An 18,669-nucleotide genomic window follows, 5' to 3' on the forward strand; every position below is an offset into this window, starting at 1 on the left:
AGTGGCTGACAGCGTGCCTGAGTTCCCGTACGCTTGCGCAATACAGTACAGACAGGTACGCGGGAGGGCTTTACTGCCGGGTTCGGAATGGGACCGGGTGTGACTCCTCCGCTATGGCCGTCATGCCAATACAGGGGATATCGGGGATGTATATAATACTGTCCATCGGTTCTGTCGATGGACAGATGATAAAGGTGGCGGGAACTGAATCTTCACCATTTAATCAACATTTAACTTACTATATCAGCCATACCGGAATCTAGACCTTACCCAAGCTCCGTGCAGCGTCGAACGCCAGATCGGTTGTTGGTGTTCTGCATAGCTTAGGCTTAATAGCCTGGTCCCTCATCTGGGCCGCTGGCAGAATTGCCTGGTATGGAGAAGAATCCGATTGCTCCTACGGCCGCTCCAGCAGCCAGGGTGATGCCTCCTGCTGCGACCAAACCTGATGCCGCGGCTCCTCCGGCAAGACCGACAATGCTCCCCGCCAATAAGAGTCCTGCACCGGCTCCGATGGCAACAGCTCCGACTATAGCCACTGCCGTAAAGAATGTCTTCCAGCTCCATCCGCCGTCGAATTCCATTTCAGCTGCAGACATGTCCACATAGTTTGTGGGCATTTTCATTTCCTTTGTTGCGTACATCCTACCGATCCCTCTTTCGATCCTTTTGAGACTGATCCCTTACTTACTCGAAGTTCAGCTGCTGTGGTTGGGGTTCTCGTAGTAGCACTCCCCGCAGGCCGCTGCGAACAGGCCTGTTGCGGCCACACTCGTTCCTATGGTTCCCACAGTGAACAGGGTAGAAAGGCTTGCATAGTAACCTGCGGCTGCCATCGGTGCGAAGACCGCTGCGACGACAAGGGACGCTATCGCCATACCGGACCAGAACTTCTTCCAGCTCCACCCTCCGTCGTATTCCAGATCGGTGGATGTCATCTCCACGTAGCTTGTGGGCATCTTCATCGCGTACGCAGCATTGTTCATTCTCAAACCTCCGATCCCGACGGGGGTGAGTTCCACTCCCTTTCCAGCTCCATTCCGAGCTTCGCCGCTGCGAAGCATCCGACACCGAAAGCGATGGTCCCGACTACGATACCGGCAGCCAGCGGCATTGCGACGGCTGCGGCTATGATCACTCCCAGTGCCGCTGCGGCCACGCAGGTCCACAGTGTCGCTTTCCAGCTCCACCCTCCGTCGTATTGCATATCGGTCTCGCTCATGTCCAAGTAATTTGTGGGCAGCTTCAATCCATTGGTCGCATACATTATATCCTTGCCTCCTCGGTTTTTTATTCCTATTCTAGGAGGGGTCCGTCACTGCGATGGCGAGGGGGATGACAGATCGACCGCCAACGTTCCGACGCCTCCGACAGCAGCGACGATGCTGCCGATGCCTAATACTGCTCCGGATCCCGCTATCAGGGCCATGCTGCCGGCCATGGCACCTACCAATACCCCGGCCACACCGCAACAGGCGATGGCCACGCCGACTATGGCCACGGTGGCGAAGAACTTGCCCCAGCTCCATCCTCCGTCGAATTCCATCTCACTCTCGCTCATGTCCACGTAGTTCGTGGGCATCTTCATTTCATGCGTTGCATTCTCCATCTGCGTTCCTCCTGATCATCACAGTTCTCTCTTTTCTGCGATCTTTTTCCCACGGTCTGTACTGTTTCACAGGCATTGGGGTCTTCGTTTGCTCTCGATTTAATTTCCATTTCTGTACTTCTTTATAAAGTTTTGGATAGGGCATCCAGTCGACGTACGACTGGGCCCAACTCTATTTTAATATAGTTCAGGGCCTCCTGACTATCGATATGCCGATCATCAGCGCCGCTACTGCGCCGGCGGCCACCGCGATTGGGATCAGGAACTTCGAATAATCATCTTTCTCCTCGGGATCCGCATCTCCCCAGACTGCCTTGAGGACTATGTCCTTGGTTCCCATGGTGATCGTCCCGCCCATGTTGTACGTCTTATCGTCATAGGACCATCCCTTGAACACGTAGCCCTCCTTCTTCCCGGAGTATATCTTGATGGTGAAGGTCTTGCCTTCCTCCACATCAGGCTGTACCGGTGCGGTCCCGGATCCTCCGTCGAGGTCGTAAGTGACCTTATGCGTGGGGAGTCCTTTCTTCCATATGGCCTTGAGGGTGATGTCCTCCAGCTCCATCGTTATGACGTCGCCTTCCTGGAAAGTGAGGCGGTCGTAGGACCATCCTTTGAATACAAAACCTTCTTTGGTCGCCGTGCAGCCTTTGACGATGAAGGTATGACCTTTGGCGACATCCGATTGTGTAGGTGCCGTACCGGATCCTCCGTTGAGGTCGTAGGTGACGCTGTGAGTCTCCGTCCACACTGCTAGGATGGTTATGTCCTTCTTCCCCATGGTGATGGTGTCGCCAGCCTTGTAGATCTTCCCGTCGTAGATCCATCCTTCATAGAGGCATCCGGTCTTTGTTCCGGAGTAACTCTTCAGATGGAATTCCGCACCCTCCTCTACCAATGAGTCAGATGGTTTCGAACCTGATCCGCCGTCGATGTCGTATGAGACCTTATGCACCGGTATCCATTTTGCGATCAGCACCATATTCGACGATCCCATCGTAACATGGGCGCCTACTTTGTAAGTTACCCCGTTGCAGGTCCACCCTTCGAAGGAGTACCCGGTCTTCGTACCGGTATAACCTTTGACGGTGAAACTGCTTCCCGTGTCCACATAGTCGCTATCCGGAGCTTTTCCGCTGCCACCGTCTATGTCGTAGTACACATAGTGTCCCTCTTTCCATTGGGCTACGAAAGTGATGTCTGATTCGCCCATTGTGATGGTTTGGCCTTTCTCATAGACCTTTCCATCCCACAGCCATCCTTTGAAGAGATACCCCTCCCTGGTCCCGGTGTAGTCATAGACGGCGAACTCATACCCTTCAAAGTAATATGTTGGAATGGGGACCGTGCCCTTACCTTCGGCCTGATCGTATGTGACCTTGTGTTCCTTGGTCTCTCCCTGTTCGGCAACCATGACGCGATTTGTATTTTCCTTTAATTTGAAAGTATGGCCCAGGAAATCAGCGCTGCTAAAGTCCGTGATCTTTGTTATCCCATCTGATTTGTAGAACTCATAGTCAGTCTGGGGATAGGGGAATTGGAAGGCAGTGTTGGAAATGCCCTTACACTCTTTACTCACCGTCAACTTTTTCAGATCGAAATTAAACGCATCCCCTCCGATACTGCTTACATTGGATGACAGGATCAAGTAATCCACCACCGCTGTGCAATTTCTAAACGCAGAACCACCCACTGTCGTTATATTTATAGAAATCACGAGTTCTCCCGCAGTCTGTGTACCTTTTCCATCATAAAACTTACAAGAGCTGAAAGCACTATCATTGATGGTTGTAACGGAATCAGAGATCACGTGCTTCACACTTTTTCCATCCTTATATTCTCCATAGAAGGTGCTACACTGAAAAGCTGTACTGCTGATCGTTGTTACGCTGCAGGGTATGTACAGTACCCCGTGGAATATGGCATATTTGTAGAGATTGCTTTGGATTCTTTTAGTGCTATCCGGTATTTCCAAACCGCCCTTGAATTCACTATGGGAAAAAGGCTCGGTCACACCTATTAAATCGGCATTCACTGTCAGCTTATTGAATACACATTTCCCGAATGCGGAAGCGCCCATTCTTTGCACACCATTCGGTATCATAAGATCGGGCGGATTATCATTGGCTTTATAACAATTGTAGAAAGCATGATTCTCTATCGTCTTCAAGGTTCCTGGTATCACTGGCGTTCCTGTGAAAGTAGATCCATTGAAAGCATGTTCGCCGATAAATTCGATGTGCCCTGGAAATTTGAATTCGCATAAGAAAGGGACGTTCTCGAATGCATGTTCGCCGATATACAACACTGAATCAGAAAGAGTGAGACTATTGAATTTGCAGCCGGTAAATGCATACGCTCCTATTTTTTCGAGAGAATAGGGCGTCTTGAGCGTTTCAGTAAAGCGACAGTTCTCGAACGCCCTGTCTTCGATGTTGATCAACTCCTCTGGAAGACTGAGGGTGCCGGTCAATCCACTGCATGCATTGAATGCATATTGACTGATTGTTGTGATATTCTGTGGGAAAGTAAGAGATCCGGTCAACGCGCTGCAATTGGCGAATGCATATGCTCCTATCGACTCAAGACTAGTGAGGTTTTGTAGTTGTAGATTACCCAGTTGTACGCAATCTTTGAACGCGTAATCTCCGATGGATTGTATTTGATCTGCTCCGCCGAACCCGATGGTTGTAACATTTTCGAGTCCGAAGAATGCATACGCTCCTATAGTGATCGCTCCAAGCCCGACAGTGATCTTAGTGATTTTTGATTTGTATGTGTCGCTCTTCCACGGAGCGGGGTTGTCAGCGGTGTAATCCGCCATATATCCGTTGTCCCCATCTTCTTTAGTTATCTCTAAGAGGTAATCGTCCGTGGGCTCTGTTGTTTCTGTAATATCTTTGAGTTCCCAGTGGAGTCCTCCGCAGGTTCCTGACGGAAGGTCACCATCCGCATTGGTCTGTCCAGGGTATATCAGCGACGATGCTATCATCGCAAATATCGCCAGGATCGCAATCCCTGTCAGCATGCGCTTGTACTCAGCGGCCGTCCGGCCACCAGGTTTCCCAGCTGTTCTCCTTTTTGGGTGCGATAGGACTCTTTCATTCATGTTTCAGCCCCTCAGAATCCCAATCCGTCCAGGAAGTAGTCCATATAGGTGTTCTTCTCGTATATGGTCCAGGTCTTTACGGACATACCGTTCAGTATCTCGATCTGGTTGCCCTTGTCATCGATCAGGGCCTGATCATCGAAGGATACTCTGATCTTGAAGAACGCACCCTCTTTGGTAATGGTGGCATCGTCCGCGATGGAGTGTATCTTTCCGTTAACGCATCCGAACTCGGTCTGCAGGAGCCCATCGACGGTGAATCTGCATTCCTGTCCGACTGCAAGCCTTACCCTGTCATGGGCGTTGACGACCATCTCGATCTGCTTGTCCGAACCGCTGTTGATGTTACCGATGGCCGCTCCGGTCTGCACATAGGAACCAACTTCGATATCCAGGTCATAGTGGACCGTTCCGGTGTTCGCCGCCTTTATGGTATACTTCGCGATGTTCGCTTCAGCCGAAGCGATCTGCGCCTTGAGCTGGACAGTCTGGTCCTTGGCATTGCTGTTCTCGCTTCTAATCGATGAAAGATACTTCAGCTTCACATACTCCTGCTTGTTGTCCAGATTGTTCTGGTTGTATTCGGAGAGGTATTGATTGAACAGATCGTAGAATTCGACTTCTACCGGCTCCGTGGAACTGCCTATGAAAGGATTGGAAGTGGTATCCCTATTGAGGGAGTTGATCATGGTATCGATCCTCTCAAGCCTGTCCTCCGCCTTTTCGCCCTGTTTTACGTATGAGTCGTATTGAATAAGCTCTTTTTCCAGATTGGCCTTCGTGTTGTACCAAGTATTGTAGAAGTCCTTAATGGTGCTCATTTTGTAATAGGTGCCGTATTCAGGGATAAAAGAAGCGTCAATACATAACTGATAGAAATCGGCATAGATTTCATAGAAGTCCTTCTCCGATGACCTAACGAACGGATTGTTGCCCGGACCCGGTTCAGAGGCCGCGGCCAGAAGTCTGTTGATCTTGCTTATCTTTTCCACACTGGCATTGTATAGCTCCTGATACATGAGTCCGCTTTTGATGTCCTTCTCTGCAGAGGTCTTCTGGGAATACAGATTGTTGAGATATTTCATGCGTACAGTTTCTTTCTGATCCGCATATGTCGTCTGTTCGAGTTCGTTCTCGTACGACTTCATCATCTCATAGAACTCCCTCTCGTCTCCCATGTTGACGAATGGATTCGGTTTGTCGTTCTCGACCGCATCCATGAATTCGCTGATAAGGGACAGTCTGTTCTCATAGTGCTTCAGCGAATTCTCGTAATTCCTGCGTTCCGCCTCTGCGACGGAAGAATCCAGCACGAAGAGGATGTCATCCTTTGCTACAAGATCTCCTTCTCTCGCATACACCTCTATTATGGTGCCTGCGACATCGTTGGTGATGGATTTCACTCCAGAATCGACCACGATCCCGGAGTTCTCCACCTCTTCGGCCTTGACGGCCGTGCACGACCATACCGCGACCCCTATGAGGATCAGTACTATGATTAGTATGGTATAGTACATGAACTTCGGGGGATTGCGCATGTAGAATAGGCGGCTGTCCTTCAGTCCCTGAAGCTTGTAATCCCCCAAAGTTGCCATCAGATTACCTCGTTGAAAATATCGGCGACGAATTCCTTGCCTTCCTCGGCGGGGTTCAGAACAGTGTAGAACACCGATCCGAGGGTAAGGTCGTGCTCGAATGCATAGACCTGCATCTTAGAGTATGCCATGATCATTTTGTCAATAGGTCCGGTGTATCTTGCCATGAGGCATTTCTCGAGCCTGATCTTGGGTTCGAAACTGTAGGGGTTGGCAACATTCGCGGGCGCCTCCTTGAGTTGGATGAGCATTTCGGAGTCGTGGGTAGACTCCTTGCCCATGATCTTTGTCGTGTCACGGACGATAAGGGGTCCGTAGGGTTTCAGGTTCTCCTTCTTCAGATAGGACTCGAACATCTTGGCCGATTTCTGGATGGTATCCTCATCGATGCCTTCCAGTATCCTGGAGATGACGTTGTTGAATGTCACGTTCTTGTCTTCTGCGATTTTTATCTCATTCATATGTTATTTCTCCTATTTCGTCTAAATCGTTTGTTTTCTTTTCTTCCGAAGTTATTTCAGCCTTATCCACGGAAGGATCTTCGTATCCTATCGTGGTCTCATCTCTCTCCATGATCCTGGTCTCTTCGGACTTCTTCTCTCCGACGTTGATCTCGCCGGTCTGTGTGGACCATAGTTCGTAATATGCGCCGCGGAGCGCCAGAAGTTCATCGTGCGTTCCAGATTCGACAACCTTTCCAGAATCCATCATGTAGATCCTGTCGCAGTTGCGGATGGTACTGAGCCTGTGGGCTATGATGAGCATCGGGCAGTCCGCCAGCTTTTTGAATATGAGGTCGAAGGTTGTCTTCTCCGTGACGTAGTCCATGTTGCTGGTGGCTTCGTCCATTATGAGGAAGTCCGGGTTTCTGAGGATGGCCCTTGCCAGGATCAGCCTCTGTTTCTCTCCTCCCGACAGTCCTCCGCCTGTCTCATCGAGGAAGGTGTCGTATCCCGCTGGGAGTCTTTTTATGAATTCGGTACAGCCCGCGATTTCGCACGCCCTGTCCATCTCTTCCTTGCTGGAGTACCCTCCGAGAAGCAGGTTCTCACGCAGAGAACCGCTGAATGTCCTGATGTCCTGGGGGACGCATCCTATGCGTTTCCTCAGAGAGAACGAGTCTATCTCCTCGATGTTGCGTCCGTTGACCTTTACGGTACCGGACTGGGGGCTGTAGAACTTGAGTATGAGCTTGGACAGGGTAGTCTTGCCGCATCCTGACCTTCCGACAATCGCAATCTTCTCGCCTTTGCCGATATGGATGTTTACGCCTTCGAGCACTGGGGGCCTTGTTCCGTACCCAAATGTCACGTCGCAAACCTCGATGTCCTCGATGGGGTCCTCAAGCAGGTCCTTTCCGTCCTCGATCTCGTTCTCTTCGTCGATGTCGTAGATCTCTGAGAGACGTTTCAGCGAGATGTCCGCTTCCTGGATGCTCAGCTGCATCCCTATGAGCCTGCCTATGGGGTCGATGAAGTATCCCGCCAGTGATGTGAATGCCATGAGAGTACCGAGTGTGATGCTGCCCTGTATTGTGAGATATCCTCCGAAAAGGATCAATGCAAGATTGCCTATGTTCGTTATGGCTCCTGAAAGGGATGATTGGATGTTGTTCAGCACCCCTCCGTCAAACTGTATGCGGAGTGACTTGATGAACTCGGTCTCGATCTTTTCCATTGAGTGTTCCTCGGAGACATTGGTTTTGATCGTTGCGACATTGTTCAGTGATTCGATGATCTGGGAGTTGAGCCTCGCATTCTGTTCCATCGATTTCCTGTTCAGTTTTTTGTAAGGTGCCCTGAACGCGAACATCAGAACACTGCTCAGGATGGCCATTATCAGGACAATCCAGAACAGATCTATGGATTGGAAGGCCAGCACCACACCGACAATTATGACCATGGCGGCATCGATGACGACCGTCAGAGCAGTGTTGGTTAGAATGTCTTTGACGGTTCCCGCGTCCTGGAATCTGGTGACGATGTCTCCAGTCCTTCTGGATTCGAAGAACCTGATAGGGAGTTTGAAAACGTGGTCGAAGTATCCCAGCATGAGAGGGATGTCGACCTTCTGCGAAAGGTAGAGGACCATGTGCGACCTAAATGCAGAAACGATGATGTTCGTACAGACAATCGCAATCAGAACTATACCGAACAGCAGCAGTTGATTGTCCTCCTGGTAGGGGATGATCTCATCCACCAGAGTCTTGTTGAACATCGCTATCAGGATACCGAAGATAGTGATCAGGACGGACATGATGATGGCCATGATGAAAAGACCTTTGTGTGCCCTCATCATCTTGGAGAATGTGCCGAACAGCGTTCTGCTCTTCTCCCTGGTCTTTATGAATTCTTCCTTCGGGACCATCATTATGAGTCCGCCGTCGAAGTCCTCATTGAACTCATCCAATGTTTTCTTGACGACTTTACCCGTGTCCGGATCCATGTAGAAGACTCTGTTCCTCTTTATGCTGTAAACTGCCACATAGTGGGCGGTTCCGTCCTCACGCACCAGTCTGGCGATGGCAGGGAGTGTGAAGTCGTCATGGGCAAAAGAATCCGAACTGATGTAGATGGGTCTGGAATCGAACCCAAGGGATTGCAGCCCTTTGTTGAGTCCATCGATCGTGGTTCCGTAAGCATCGGTACCCATGATGTCTCTCAGTTGGGCGATTGTGACATACTTGCCGTAGTATGAGCATATGCTTACTACGCAAGCAACTCCGCAATCGGAAGAATCATGCTGTTCGACGCACGGTATCTTCAAACAAACCCCTCACTAAATCGAATCACGTTTAGGGGCGTTGTTTTATTTAAATAAAGTTAATCTTTAATCAGCATTTGAATAAACCAGGCAATATCTGGTCAGGCTTCTATGCAATCCTGCCCATTCAATGCATTATTTCGATCTTTCCTGATAAAATAGGTAGAAATGACAATCGATTTTGTAAGTAAAAAATCAGAAATGCGGGTGGCCTCACCTCCGAAGGAGGGTGGAGATGAGGCCTTCACCGATCTGTCCCGACAAGGCAAGTTGTGGTAGTAGGGCCAGTTCAATGACGCGGCACACCCGTTCTTTTTAATGGAATCATATGCCGTTAATACTATTAGGACTACTCCATTAAAAAAGGTAACGTAAAAATTTGTTTGTTAAGTATTACTTTTTGCTCGAAAAAGTATGTTCATTCGAACTATTTTGGGAAAAGGAGCCCTCCCCGTTTGAAAGGGGAAGGTAAGTGGTTTTAGTGAGCTACGACTCAGAGGTCGTAGTTCTTGAGGTTGAAGTTGGGGACGATGTCCTTGAACTCTTTGGTTGCCCACTCTACGAACTTGTCGGTGTCGTCGGGGAGGGCTGTGAGCTTCTTGTGGATGTCCTGGAGGGTCTCGAGCTGCTTGACAGTGAGTGCGAGTTCCTTGGACTCGTATCCTTTGAGGAGGATCTCTGCTGCCTTGACTCCGGCTGCCTTGGACCTGAGGTACAGGTCGTTTCCGTTCTCGGCGATGGCCTGTCCGATCTCGTATGCGTGGTCGTAGGCGAGGATGTATGCCTCGGGTCCTCTGTATCTGTCAGCGTACATGTACAGGTCCCTGAGGGTCTTCTCCTGCTTGAGCTGGATGGCGGTGTTCATCAAAGCTGCCTCGTATCCGATGGATCCGAACCAGCACTGGACGGAGGTTCCTCCGAACTCGGGGTGATACTCGACAGACTCGTTGGACCAGAGGTCACAGCACTGTGCAATGAGGTTACCCTGAAGATCGCAGTGTGCGCACTGGCAGTTCTTTCCCTCCTGGGTGGTGGGCTTTCCGGCGATTGCCTTGACGATGGGTCCCTCGTAACCGCAGTCTTTGTCGGGTCCGAGTGCTCCGCATTCCCATGCGCAGAGAGTCCTTGCGGCTGAGATTGCACGGGTGACTGCAGAGAAGGTCCTCTGAACATCCTGGTCCATCATTCCGCCGGCCATGAACATGGAAACGTTCGCACCGGAACAGTTGGTGTCTCCGCCAGGTGTGCTGTGGTTCTTCTTACAGATGTCGACCATCTGTGACCAGCACCAGGTCATGTCGATGGATCCGAGGTAACCTACTCCGAAGAGGAAGGCGACGATGTCTCCGTTCGTGACTGCGTAGTCTGCGAATTCCTTTCCACCGACAGACTCGACGGACAGGTTGTCGCATCCGTTCTCACATGCGATGTCGCAGCACTCGAAGAACTTCTCGGGGTATGCGTGGGCCTCGTCCATTCCGGGCCTGAGTCCGTGGTCGGCCTCACGCTGGTCGGGGATGGTCTGCCTGGTACCGCAGTTGAGTCCGTACTCCTCGTGGTACTTCTCACACATCTCTTCCTGTCCGGCAACGACGGGTGCGGACAGCTTTGCCTGGTTCATCTGGGAGACCCACTCGGTCTCAAGCTGTACGTTGGGGAATCCGACGGTGATTGCCCTGTCGAGGATATCCTTTGTGATGTAGTCGACGTACTCTTTTCTGAGTCTCTCGGGGTCCTTCTCGGTTCCGGGCCTGGGAGCGTAGTTGATCTCAGGAACGACGTATCCTGCACCGAGTTTGAGTCCGAATCCGTATGTAACGGGCTGTTTTGCGTGTCCGAATACCATGTCGTCTGCGCAGTCATATGCCATCTTTGTGTATCTTGTAACTGTTGCCATCTCACTGACCTCCTACGATGCTGTCCCACTCTTCTCTGATTCTCTTCCAGTCGTATCCCTGCCTGATCTTCTCTGCGATCAAGGGGGTCTGGGGTGCCTTCTCGGAGTAGATTCCTAGGTCGTAAGAGTTGGCGTACTCCCTGTTGACTGCTCCACCGCATCCCATCAGGGGGATGTTGATTCCCTTCTCCATGAGCATCTTTGCCTCTGTGGGGAATGCGGACATGGTGGTGGTCATGAGTGCTGTTCCGCTGGCGAAGAGGGGCTTGACCTCCTCTACCTTTGCAACGAAGTCGACGATAGGTACGTCACGTCCCATATCGATGACATCGTATCCTGAGGACCTGACCATCACTGCTGCGATGTTCTTACCGATGTCGTGGGGGTCTCCCTCTGCCGCGTGCATGACGACGGATCCCTTGGACTCACGTCCTCCGGGGACCTGCTTCTCTGCGATTGCGATTCCGATCTCCATGGTCTTTGCGGCCATCATGATCTCGGGGAGGAAGTAGACGTGCTCTGCGTACAGTTTTGCGACGCATTCCATTCCAGCGACGAGTCCGTTGTTGATGATGTCGAGAGGCTCCCTTACCTTCAGAGCCTCCATTACAGTAGGTCCTACTGTCTTGAATTTCATATGAAGAACTTCTTCTGCTACCTTTCTGAAAACCTCATCTGTAGGTAACATCTTCTCTGCCATTTCCTCAGGCGTCAATGTGACCTGCATGTCCACATCGTAACGTTTGAGGACTTTTGTGAAATCCGCTCCTTCCTTGCTTAGCATTTTACCACCTTTGTTAGGTTGGATGTATCAAAGCAAGGGTACTTTATAACCCGTTTCAAAATCGAATCTGTGAAAGCAGATTATAACATTTATAAAGGTTTGGTTAAAACATCCTGGATGATACATTCATCCACCCCCAAAAAATATTGATTTAGTCATCAAACTGCTGGCTTGCAAAACAACAGGGGTTTAAGCCAAATCTTAACACATGATAAGACCTATGTATAATTGGAAACATATATGTATAATACAATTATTATACAAATCATAATGTCTTCCATTGTTTACCTTCGGAATTTGAAGACCAATACTATATATGCATATCTCAACGAATCAGTGTGGGATCCTGAAAAGAAGAAGTGTGTAAACAAGAGAAAGTGCATCGGCCACCTGGATCCTGAAACGGGAGAGATAGTCCCTAACAGGAAGGTAAGGACAAGGGAGTACCCCAGGGTCAAAGGTCATTTCATCTGCGACATGTTCGACAATATTTCGAAGAACATCAGCCTGTCCGAGACGTTATCTTTGTGTTTCCCTGATAATTGGAAGAAGATAATGTCTGTCGCATATTATCTCGCTGCGGAAGGGGGCGAACTCCAGTTTTGTAAGCAATGGTCGATAAACAACAAGACGCCCTACAATCAGCCTCTGACACCCAACGTGATCAACGAACTGCTTGGGAGCATCTCGTCCAACGGGATCTCCCTGTTCTTCACATTATGGAGGCTACGCATACAGCCTGACGAAACATATGTGACTTCTATCGATTTCACCGAGACAAACTATAACATATCAGATTATATCAGAACCCAGAACATAGAACTGGGAAATCTGAGCAACAGGATGAAGATGGAAATATACTTCGCTACTAAGGGTAACACGCCCTTATGTTATCAATTATCAAATATGGCGACCGGGCGCAAATTCGGGGATTACGATGTCAGCCCTGCCAGTTTCACGAAGCTATCTTCATTCCTGGATGAGGAGTTGGGCGAACCGATCGATCCTTCCTTGATTGCGTATGCAAAGAGCAACCTCATCGTCCGTACCCGTCCAGACAATGAATTCGTCAGTGAGATCATCGAGAAGGCCGAGCCCACGATGACCAACCCTGAGAATTACAGGACCCTGTTCGGTACCCCACTATTCATCGAGACATTCATGCATCATGTGAATGGGAAGAAGTTCTATGTCCATGTCTTCTTCGATCCGAACAAGGCTGTCGGCGATCTGTCCACATTCATCTCCATAGTCAACATGTGCAAATACGAATTGGAGACGGGGAGGGAGAATGAAATCCACAAGGATCTGTATGAACGCTATCTCATTGTGGACGAAGAGAACGGGAAGACAGTCGTGGAGCATAACAGTGAGGCCATCCTCCATCATAACAAGTTCCTTGGTTATTCGGCCATCATTTCAAATTTCACTAGGAATCCGTCGACTGCGATGGTCCCATTCATCCAGAGAAGGACCATCACCAACATGTTCGAGAACATGTACAATGAGTACGATACCTCATCGTTGAACCTGTTCAGCGAAGTGAATCATCTGAGCCGTATCTTCATCCAGTTTATCGCACTGATCCTGAGGATGGCATCCGAGAACATCATGAACGATAAGAAGCTGAACAAGACGCTGACCTACAAGGAGCTGATTGCTGAGCTGAGGTCGATCAAGACGGTAAACGTCCCGAAATTGAAGAAACCTCTGCAGACCGAACTGAGTGACACTCAGTTCCGTATCCTGAATGCATTCAACATCGATTATGATGTGGAGTGATCAGCAGTATGTGGTTTTGTCGCTGTCGAGGACCTCGTTCCAGAGCCTGATGGTCTCTTGAGCATCTTCTTCATCCATTATCTGGATGGCGAATCCTGCATGGATGACGGCCCACATGCCCACTTCGGCCTCGACCATGGATACGTTGGCCTTCCTGGTGACGCCGCCGAAATCGACGTCCGCCATATCGTTCTCGATCTTCACAATCTTACCGGGAATTGCTAGACACATGGTATCACTCTGTCATGATCTTGAGGATCGCCTCTGCAGGCTGTCCGTCAGTGGCTGTGAGGGCCTCGATGGCCTTCTCCCTGTCGCATCCTGTCTGACTCATGACAAGGTCCACATCGGACGAGGCAAAATCGACTGTAGGTGCGGATTCCTCCTGACCGCCCGAACTGAGGGGTCTGACGGTTTCGGGGCCTGAGATCTGATAGCTCTTGGAGCCTCCCATCTCGACGCAGACGACATCAGCACCCTTGAGGACAATCTCGTTGGTCTTTGTCCTGATGACAACTTCGACAACATCGTTGATGCTGTTCTGCTTGATGCCCATCTGCTTCATGGCCTTCTGCATCTGGCGAGGGTTGATCTTCATTCCGCCCATATTACTCCCTCATTGAGTCCTATTTTATATTTATAGCGAAGACACGACCGCTTCCTTCAAAGCTTTCAGCACATCGTCAGCTTTTGATGTATCGGGGACCCCTCCCTGGGAGAAGTCCGGTTTGCCTCCGCCCCTTCCTCCGAATTGAGAAAGAACATCGCCCAGGGTCTTCTTGCAGTCTACAGCCTTGCAGCCGGATGCCAGCATCACAGAGAGCGTCTCCGATACGGACACAAATATAGCAACGCCTCCCTTGGACCTGATGGATTCCATGGTGTCGTTCAGTACGTTCCTGTCCCCTCCGGGGATGATGGCAGCATATATCTCCGTTCCTTTGATATTCTCGGACACCAGATTCTTCACGATCTGTTTGGTGGCATCCTTGAGCAGCCTGTCTTTCAGCTCGGAGCCGTGCTTCATGTTGGCCACGGCCTTGGCCGCATCCTCGTTCTTGCACCCTATGACGTCGATGACCTCCAGTGCGATGTTGGAAAGCCCTATGGCCGCTTTCTTGGCCGCCTCTCCGACCTTGAAATGGATCTCGTACCCATCCTTTCCGGCTTTGACCTTACGGTCCACGACCAGCATCCCCAATTCGGAAGTCTCCAAGACATGGACTCCGCTGCATGCGGAATAATCGATGTCCCCGATCGCCACGACGGTTATCTCCTCGTCCTCGCCGATCCTGTCAAGTTTTATCCTGACCTTCTCAAGTTCAGGGTCGTCCCTGTCCATGATGATGTGCGTGATGGACAGGTTGTCGGCAATCGCCTTGTTGGCAAAGTCCTCTGCAGCCCTTATCTGGTCCCATGTGAGGTCCTGGTTTACGATGACGTATTTCGTTTCGGGGGAGATGAAGATCTTCACGATGCCGAGCCCCTCGCACTGCCTTTGCAGCGAACCGAACAGGAGGTGTTCGCCGGTATGCCCCTGCATGAGATCGTAGCGTCTGTCCCAATCCACTTGGCACCAGACGATCTCCCCGACCTTTAGGTCGTTACCCGGACACTTATGTACGATATCGTTGTCCTTGTTGTAGAAGACCTCCGTGACCTTGCAGTTGTGGATCATTCCCGTATCGCAGACCTGTCCGCCCCCTCCGGGGTAGAACGCGGTGCAGTCCAGGATAACATCGTCTCCGTTAACGGAGACTACGTGCGCCTCGAAATCGAAAATGTATCCGTCATGTCTGAAGATCTCGTCAGTCATCGTATCTGTCCGGACGAACAGGTCCGAGTAATAAAAATAAGTCGTTTGGAAAAAGTTTTCTGTGTCCCCTGCATAGAGACACAGGATCGCCTCCCGGCGTATCGGGGTTATCCTATCGACGTGTTGCGGTAGATAAATTCCACGATAACCGGGGTGCCGTTGGATTCGGTCATGATCGCGAAGACCATTATTCCCGTTTCCGAATTGTAGCTTCCGAAACCTCCTCCGGTCATGGGGACCTTGCCATCCACCAGTCCTTGGAAGACACAGTATACGAAGTATTCTGCCGGAGCCTGCGTGTGCATCGAGAAACCATACATCTTGACATCATATTTGCCATAGACCCCTATGAAGTGTCCAGGGGTGTAGAAGGCAGTGCCGTAGGTCCTTTCGAACGAAACGGTTCCCGTCGCGCCGAGTTTGGAGACCCCTGCTTTCGTGAAGACGGTGGTGTCGATCAACTCCAGATCCATTCCTGTCGTGAACACAGGTTTCTCTATTTTGGGCAAGGAGGCATCATAGACCTGGGTGTAATTCCTCTGGGCCGAGATCAGTCCCTCGATGCTTGCGGTATCGGACGTATCCACGGCCGACATGGTTATGGTGCTTCCGTTGTAGGTGAGGCTCCACATGATGTCGGTGTCATCGAGCACCAGCGCCAGGAGATATCCTGTAGTCTTGTCGAAATCTATGATGACTCCAGCCAGGGACTTGGTGGAGATGGCCGTACCTACAGACTGCTCCATCTCGCCCTTGAATATCGGGCCGCTGTTCTCCAGCATGTAGAGGCTCTTACCTCTGAGCTCAGCTGTCGTGGTGTCGGACACTGCGCCTCCGTCATGGAGAACCCATTTCTGATGGGGGATTTGGTAATCCCAATCCAGCCATGTCGGGACTATGTTGTTCTTGGTATACACGCTTGAACTGATGTATGTCTGCAAGGTCGAGCTTTTAGATATGAATATCTCGTTCACCACGATGCATTCGCCGTAGCAGGTGGAGATGCTCAGGAACGATCCGTTCTCAGCCTCGTAACTCCACATTATACGGTCCCCGGCACGGAATGCCAGGAATTCATACCCTCTCTGGGAGCATATTAGATAGTGCTTCGGGTCAGCCGTGTACTCCGTGTATTCACGAATGGTCAGGTCGTTCGACGCGAATGTGGTCGTGATCTTCGCTCCGTCGTAGTAACCCTTCGTCTCTGTCTGATGCCACAATCCTTCTGCAGAGGCCCCCGAAACCGGGCCTGTCTTCTCATCCTCGCCGGTGTTCGCACAGAGTGCAATCACCACACAGGCCACGAGGGTGACCGTTACCAGAGCTATCTTGGATTTGTCGGAGATCATGATTTCGCCTCCATTGCCGTTGCTCTCTTCTCATCCCTTATGTAGAAGTCGGGACCTCCGTTGGGTAGCATTCCATGTTCGCGCAGCGTTCTGGAGACATTCCTTATGAGGTCGCTGACCACGTCGTCATAGTAGTGGACGTCGTCCAGATATGCCTGAAGTTTTGTCCTCACTCCGTCCTGGTCGAATTCCATGAACTGGACGTTCGGTTTGGGCAGACTTCCGTCGATCACGATATGGTCCACGCCGTATGCGGAGGACTTCAATAGTTCATAGAGTTCGTCAAGGTCCATGCTTTCGACTTTGAAGTGCATGATGAGGTCTATGCAGTAGCTCTTGGCATCAGCCGTCATGTTGCGGACCACGGATTGTGCGACCACATCGTTCGGCATGATGACGATCTCCGCGTTCTCCATGCTCATGAATGTGGTCGTCATCATACCTATCGACTGAACGATCAGCCTGGTATCGCTGTCGCGTAGACGGACTACATCGCCGGTCTTTAGACTGCGCGTGAGCATGATGCCGAATCCGCTGAAGAACTGCTGCAGAGTGGACTGGGCACCGAATGAGATTGCTAATCCCACGATTCCCAAACTGGTGACGATGACCATCAGATTGACTCCGAAGTTGTCCATGATAACGTAGGTAAATGACAGGATGATCACCAGATTCATCATGACCGATAGGATCGGGTACACAGACGATTTGGACCCGTCCGTTGTGGAGTCGTCTATCCAACCAAGGACCCTGATCAGGACCAGTCTGGCGACCAGCAGGACGATGAAACAGAAAATCACCATCATTATTGTGTACACGATGTAGTTGAATATCGTGATGCTGTAGGGGGACATACCTAGAATGCGTGCGCATTCGGCCAGCCCCAATATCAGGATGAGGACGAAAATTGCCCTTCCTGTATCGAACTTCATAATTCCTCATCCTCCTTGAGATACTTGCGCACGATCAGCGGTATGAGTTTCAGGCCGATCAGATACGCCAAGCAGACGAAAGCGATCATCGTGATCAGAGCGGAGAACCAGGATTGCCCGAATATCCACGGAAGGTCGTTCTCGAAGTATCCGAAGAAACGGTTGTAGTTGTCATCGCTTATGATGTCGGATTTGACAGACACTGAAAGCACATTCGATGCATCGGATTCGATGACCATCCCCCTTTCAGGGTCGTTTATCATTATCTTGAAGGAAATGTCGTAATCATCCTCTTCCGCGTACTGGTCAACACCTATGTTCATCAGACAGTAGCCCAGTTCTTCAGCTTTGAGAAGCACTCTCTGCCCTTCCGGGAACGTTATCGAGATCTCTTTGCTGACGTCGGGGTAGACGTAGACGACTATCGATCTATCCTTCAGTGTGTTCTTGACGTCCAGATACAGCGAAGCCGATTCGCCGGCGTTGATCTCCATCACACCTATCGAGGAGGAGATCGAGACATCGTCCGCTTGGGCATAATAGATGCCTTTGGAATTGGTTACATGGATATTGATCGGTACAGAGGATATCGCAGATTCGTCAGGTGAAATGTTCGTCGGGTCGTGGGATCTGAATCTGAATGAGAAATCGTATGCATCCACATCGCATTCTACGGAGGGGGAGATGTTCGCTCTGAAGTATCCGCTGCCTCCTCCTTTCAGATATGTTCTGTCTCCGGGGGATCCATCCTCGCTCTCTGTAAAGGTCAGGAGAATGTCGCCGTAGGTCTTCAGCGGTTCGATGTATACAACACGGTCGCTCGAACCAGTGTTATACAGATCGAAGTAGATTGCGCTGGTTTCCCCCAACTCGACCGACAGGTCGAGTGTAGAAGCCGTTACTGTGATGCCATCCATCTCGGCGATATGGTCGGCATCTGTTTCGGAGACCGGCACTGACAATAAGCCAAAAATCGCAAATGCGACGACAAGCAGTGCGGTGACTCTTCCGCTTGGTATGCTCATATGAACAA

17 protein-coding genes and 1 rRNA gene are annotated in these 18,669 nt (G+C 50.5%); 1 reads left to right on the plus strand and 17 read right to left on the minus strand.

Going from position 1 to position 18,669, the window contains the following annotated elements; all coding sequences use genetic code 11:
• Positions 1-3 precede the first annotated feature (3 nt).
• The 11 genes from rrf to E7Z62_04395 all read right to left on the minus strand — a co-directional run bounded on the left by rrf (position 4) and on the right by E7Z62_04395 (position 11,757).
• A 5S ribosomal RNA gene (gene rrf, locus E7Z62_04345) occupies positions 4-125 on the minus strand.
• 204 nt (positions 126-329) lie between these two features.
• Positions 330-620: a hypothetical protein gene (locus E7Z62_04350; protein MBE6522342.1), complete on the minus strand. Its 291-nt coding sequence runs from the start codon at positions 618-620 to the stop codon at positions 330-332.
• 78 nt (positions 621-698) lie between these two features.
• Positions 699-986, minus strand: a complete 288-nt coding sequence (locus tag E7Z62_04355; protein ID MBE6522343.1) for a hypothetical protein — start codon at positions 984-986, stop codon at positions 699-701.
• A gap of 2 nt (positions 987-988) precedes the next feature.
• On the minus strand, positions 989-1,267 hold the full coding sequence (locus tag E7Z62_04360) for a hypothetical protein (GenBank protein MBE6522344.1): 279 nt from the start codon (positions 1,265-1,267) through the stop codon (positions 989-991).
• Positions 1,268-1,315: 48 nt separating this feature from the next.
• Complete coding sequence (locus E7Z62_04365; GenBank protein MBE6522345.1) at positions 1,316-1,609, minus strand: hypothetical protein; 294 nt, start codon at positions 1,607-1,609, stop codon at positions 1,316-1,318.
• A 187-nt stretch (positions 1,610-1,796) separates the two neighbouring features.
• Positions 1,797-4,718 (minus strand): hypothetical protein, encoded by a 2,922-nt coding sequence (locus tag E7Z62_04370; protein MBE6522346.1) that lies wholly within the window; start codon positions 4,716-4,718, stop codon positions 1,797-1,799.
• An 11-nt stretch (positions 4,719-4,729) separates the two neighbouring features.
• Positions 4,730-6,313, minus strand: coding sequence for an HlyD family efflux transporter periplasmic adaptor subunit (locus E7Z62_04375; protein MBE6522347.1), 1,584 nt, complete (start codon positions 6,311-6,313; stop codon positions 4,730-4,732).
• Positions 6,313-6,774 carry a hypothetical protein gene (locus tag E7Z62_04380; GenBank protein MBE6522348.1) on the minus strand — a complete coding sequence of 154 codons (462 nt, stop codon included), beginning with the start codon at positions 6,772-6,774 and terminating at the stop codon, positions 6,313-6,315. The genes E7Z62_04375 and E7Z62_04380 overlap by 1 nt, the downstream gene beginning before the upstream one ends.
• The gene (locus E7Z62_04385) at positions 6,767-9,079 is read right to left on the minus strand and encodes a peptidase domain-containing ABC transporter (protein ID MBE6522349.1); all 2,313 of its coding nucleotides are present in this window, start codon (positions 9,077-9,079) and stop codon (positions 6,767-6,769) included. Before E7Z62_04385 ends, E7Z62_04380 begins: the two co-directional genes overlap by 8 nt.
• A gap of 490 nt (positions 9,080-9,569) precedes the next feature.
• Positions 9,570-10,973: a methanol--corrinoid methyltransferase gene (locus E7Z62_04390; protein MBE6522350.1), complete on the minus strand. Its 1,404-nt coding sequence runs from the start codon at positions 10,971-10,973 to the stop codon at positions 9,570-9,572.
• A gap of 1 nt (position 10,974) precedes the next feature.
• Complete coding sequence (locus tag E7Z62_04395; protein ID MBE6522351.1) at positions 10,975-11,757, minus strand: methanol--corrinoid methyltransferase; 783 nt, start codon at positions 11,755-11,757, stop codon at positions 10,975-10,977.
• Positions 11,758-12,093: 336 nt separating this feature from the next.
• Here E7Z62_04395 and E7Z62_04400 point away from each other — a divergent pair, with 336 nt between their 5' ends.
• A complete protein-coding gene (locus E7Z62_04400) occupies positions 12,094-13,539 on the plus strand; it encodes a hypothetical protein (protein ID MBE6522352.1) in 1,446 nt (481 codons plus the stop codon).
• Here E7Z62_04400 and E7Z62_04405 read toward each other — a convergent pair whose 3' ends face one another.
• The 6 genes from E7Z62_04405 to E7Z62_04430 form a co-directional block, all read right to left on the minus strand.
• Entirely contained in the window at positions 13,540-13,770 is a 231-nt protein-coding gene (locus E7Z62_04405; GenBank protein MBE6522353.1) for a HypC/HybG/HupF family hydrogenase formation chaperone, read from the minus strand.
• Between the two features lie 4 nt (positions 13,771-13,774).
• Positions 13,775-14,146: a Nascent polypeptide-associated complex protein gene (locus E7Z62_04410; protein ID MBE6522354.1), complete on the minus strand. Its 372-nt coding sequence runs from the start codon at positions 14,144-14,146 to the stop codon at positions 13,775-13,777.
• Between the two features lie 30 nt (positions 14,147-14,176).
• Positions 14,177-15,355: an alanyl-tRNA editing protein gene (locus E7Z62_04415; GenBank protein ID MBE6522355.1), complete on the minus strand. Its 1,179-nt coding sequence runs from the start codon at positions 15,353-15,355 to the stop codon at positions 14,177-14,179.
• 107 nt (positions 15,356-15,462) lie between these two features.
• Positions 15,463-16,704 (minus strand): hypothetical protein, encoded by a 1,242-nt coding sequence (locus E7Z62_04420; GenBank protein ID MBE6522356.1) that lies wholly within the window; start codon positions 16,702-16,704, stop codon positions 15,463-15,465.
• Entirely contained in the window at positions 16,701-17,636 is a 936-nt protein-coding gene (locus tag E7Z62_04425; GenBank protein MBE6522357.1) for a mechanosensitive ion channel, read from the minus strand. The genes E7Z62_04420 and E7Z62_04425 overlap by 4 nt, the downstream gene beginning before the upstream one ends.
• Positions 17,633-18,661: a hypothetical protein gene (locus tag E7Z62_04430; protein ID MBE6522358.1), complete on the minus strand. Its 1,029-nt coding sequence runs from the start codon at positions 18,659-18,661 to the stop codon at positions 17,633-17,635. The genes E7Z62_04425 and E7Z62_04430 overlap by 4 nt, the downstream gene beginning before the upstream one ends.
• Between the last annotated feature and the right edge of the window lie 8 nt (positions 18,662-18,669).

The sequence above is a fragment of the Thermoplasmata archaeon genome (assembly GCA_015063285.1).
Taxonomy (GTDB): domain Archaea; phylum Thermoplasmatota; class Thermoplasmata; order Methanomassiliicoccales; family Methanomethylophilaceae; genus Methanoprimaticola.